Here is a 3,225-nt window from a genome sequence, read left to right on the forward strand (position 1 = left end):
TCGTTATATGACTTTAATGGAGAGAGAAAAAAACAGATAAAAAAATTAGGAGCCCTCGATTCATTAGTACTACTCGGCTGGGTGTTACCACTTTTAGACCTGTAGCCTATCAACGTCATCGTCTATGACGAATCTCAATGGAAGACTCATCTTGAGGAGGGTTTCACACTTAGATGCTTTCAGCGTTTATCCCGTCCGTACTTGGCTACTCTGCCGTGCCCTTGGCAGGACAACAGATGCACCAGCGGTACGTCCAACTCGGTCCTCTCGTACTAAAGTCAGACCCTCTCAATCTTCCAACGCCCACCACAGATAGGGACCGAACTGTCTCACGACGTTCTGAACCCAGCTCGCGTGCCACTTTAATCGGCGAACAGCCGAACCCTTGGGACCTTCTCCAGCCCCAGGATGTGACGAGCCGACATCGAGGTGCCAAACCTCCCCGTCGATGTGAGCTCTTGGGGGAGATCAGCCTGTTATCCCCGGAGTACCTTTTATCCTTTGAGCGATGGCCCTTCCATACAGAACCACCGGATCACTATACCCCTGTTTCCAGCCAGCTCGACTTGTTGGTCTCACTGTCAAGCAGTCTTTTGCTATTGCACTCAACGCACGGTTACCAAGCGTGCTGAGACTACCTTTGGAAGCCTCCGTTACTCTTTTGGAGGCGACCACCCCAGTCAAACTACCCACCAAACGGTGTCCTCGCTCTGCGAGTTAGAATCCAAATAACCAAAGGGTGGTATTTCAACGTTGGCTCCCCGATGCCTAGCGACACCGGCTCACAGCCTCCCACCTATCCTACACATCAGTTACCCGAATTCAACGTTAAGCTATAGTAAAGGTTCACGGGGTCTTTCCGTCCCGTGGCGGGTAAGCGGCATCTTCACCGCTACTACAATTTCGCCGAGCTCACAGCTGAGACAGTGCCCAGATCGTTACACCATTCGTGCAGGTCGGAACTTACCCGACAAGGAATTTCGCTACCTTAGGACCGTTATAGTTACGGCCGCCGTTTACTGGGGCTTCGATTCAATGCTTCTCTTGCGATGACATCCCCTCTTAACCTTCCAGCACCGGGCAGGTGTCAGGCCATATACTTTGTCATTAAACTTAGCATAGCCATGTGTTTTTGTTAAACAGTCGCCTGGGCCATTTCTCTGCGGCCTACATTGCTGTAGGCTCCCCTTCTCCCGAAGTTACAGGGTTAATTTGCCGAGTTCCTTAGCTGTGACTCACTCGAGCACCTTAGGCTTCTCGCCTCGACTACCTGTGTCGGTTTACGGTACGGGTGGTAAATGGCTGAAGCTTAGCGGCTTTTCTTGGAAGTCTCTTCACGAATTCGATTCAGCCTAAGCCTCCTCTCAACGCCCTATTCCGTCAGGACGTATTCACTCCGACACTCCGTCCCCGCATCGCACCATCACCAGTACAGGAATATTAACCTGTTTGCCATCGGCTTCTGCTTTCGCATTATCCTTAGGACCCGACTAACCCTCAGTTGATTGACGTAGCTGAGGAATCCTTAGTCTTTCGGTGTGTATGGTTCTCACATACATTATCGCTACTTATCCCTACATTTGCTTTTCTATCCGCTCCAGCATACCTCACAGTACACATTCGCCGCAAATAGAATGCTCTCCTACCCAAGATTTACATCTTGACTAAACTTCGGTACTATACTTGATGCCCGTTTATTATCGATGCCCGCCTCGCTCGACCAGTGAGCTGTTACGCACTCTTTAAATGATTGCTGCTTCCAAGCAAACATCCTGGCTGTCTCTGCAATCAGACTTCCTTAGTTCAACTTAGTATAGATTTAGAGACCTTAGTTGTAGTTCTGGGTTCTTTCCCTTTTGGACTCGGACCTTAGCACCCAAGCCCTCACTGCCGAGTATATTATATCGCATTCGGAGTTTATCAGAATTTGGTAGGATTTGACTCCCCCGCATCCTATTGGTAGCTCTACCTCGATATAACTCAACCTCGACGCTGTACCTAAATACATTTCGGAGAGTACGAGCTATTTCCCAGTTTGATTAGCCTTTCACCCCTACCCACAGTTCATCCAAAAACTTTTCAACGTTAACTGGTTCGGTCCTCCAGTTGGTTTTACCCAACCTTCAACCTGACCATGGGTAGATCACAAGGTTTCGCGTCTACAGCCACCGACTATTCGCCCTATTCAGACTTGCTTTCGCTTCGACTACGTATCTGAAATACTTAATCTTGCCGGTGACCGTAACTCGTAGGGTCATTATGCAAAAGGCACGCCGTCACTGGACACGCCAGCTCCGACCGCTTGTAAGCGTACGGTTTCAGGTTCTATTTCACCCGGGTACTCCCCGTGCTTTTCACCTTTCCTTCACAGTACTAGTTCACTATCGGTGTCTCAGGAGTATTTAGCCTTGGCGGATGGTGCCGCCGAATTCAGAGGGGATTCCACCGGTCCCCACCTACTCAGGATACTGCTCGTTTCTATGTCGGTACGTTTACGTGTCTCTCACACTCTATGGATGACTTTCCCAAATCATTCAACTTAAACATAAATCCTAAATGCAGTCCTATAACCCCACTCTTGCCGTAACAAGGATGGTTTGGGCTTCTCCGCGTTCGCTCGCCACTACTTGCGGAATCACTGTTGTTTTATTTTCCTTCGGTTACTTAGATGTTTCAGTTCACCGAGTTAGCTCCATACTTGGTATGGTAGTAGTTCTTCAAACTACTGGGTTGCCCCATTCGGAAATCTACGGATCACAGAAAATGTGCTTCTCCCCGTAGCTTATCGCAGCTTATCACGTCCTTCTTCGCCTCTGAGACCCTAGGCATCCTCCGTACGCCCTTATGTAGCTCCTACTTTATCTCTTTTTTTCTCTCTTCCATCATGTCAAATAACTTCATCCAATCTCAAGTATACACTCAACATCTACCAAGCTGTGCTAGATATGCTGAGTATCCGTATACTCTTAACTGACTTGCGGTATTACTACCTGTTTCTTCGTAAAGAACTAAACCCGATTTTTAAAGTATCAGTTAACTTATTACTCTTCTGTGGAGGATAACGGATTCGAACCGTTGACCCCCTGCTTGCAAAGCAGGTGCTCTAGCCAGCTGAGCTAAACCCCCGTATTCTTGTGAATATTTTGGTGGGCCTGCGTGGACTCGAACCACGGACCTTTACATTATCAGTGTAACGCTCTAACCACCTGAGCTACAAGCCCCTTT

The 3,225-nt window shown here is 48.5% G+C and carries 2 tRNA genes and 1 rRNA gene; all 3 read right to left on the reverse strand.

Features of this window, described 5'->3' with window-relative positions:
- Positions 1 to 44: 44 nt before the first annotated feature.
- Positions 45 to 2,856 (reverse strand): 23S ribosomal RNA (locus tag AC1RRY_RS21855).
- A 196-nt stretch (positions 2,857 to 3,052) separates the two neighbouring features.
- Positions 3,053 to 3,126: transfer RNA gene (locus AC1RRY_RS21860), tRNA-Ala, on the reverse strand.
- 18 nt (positions 3,127 to 3,144) lie between these two features.
- Positions 3,145 to 3,221 (reverse strand) — tRNA-Ile (locus AC1RRY_RS21865).
- Positions 3,222 to 3,225 lie beyond the last annotated feature (4 nt).

Source organism: Emticicia sp. GW821-FHT11C11 (assembly GCF_058808615.1).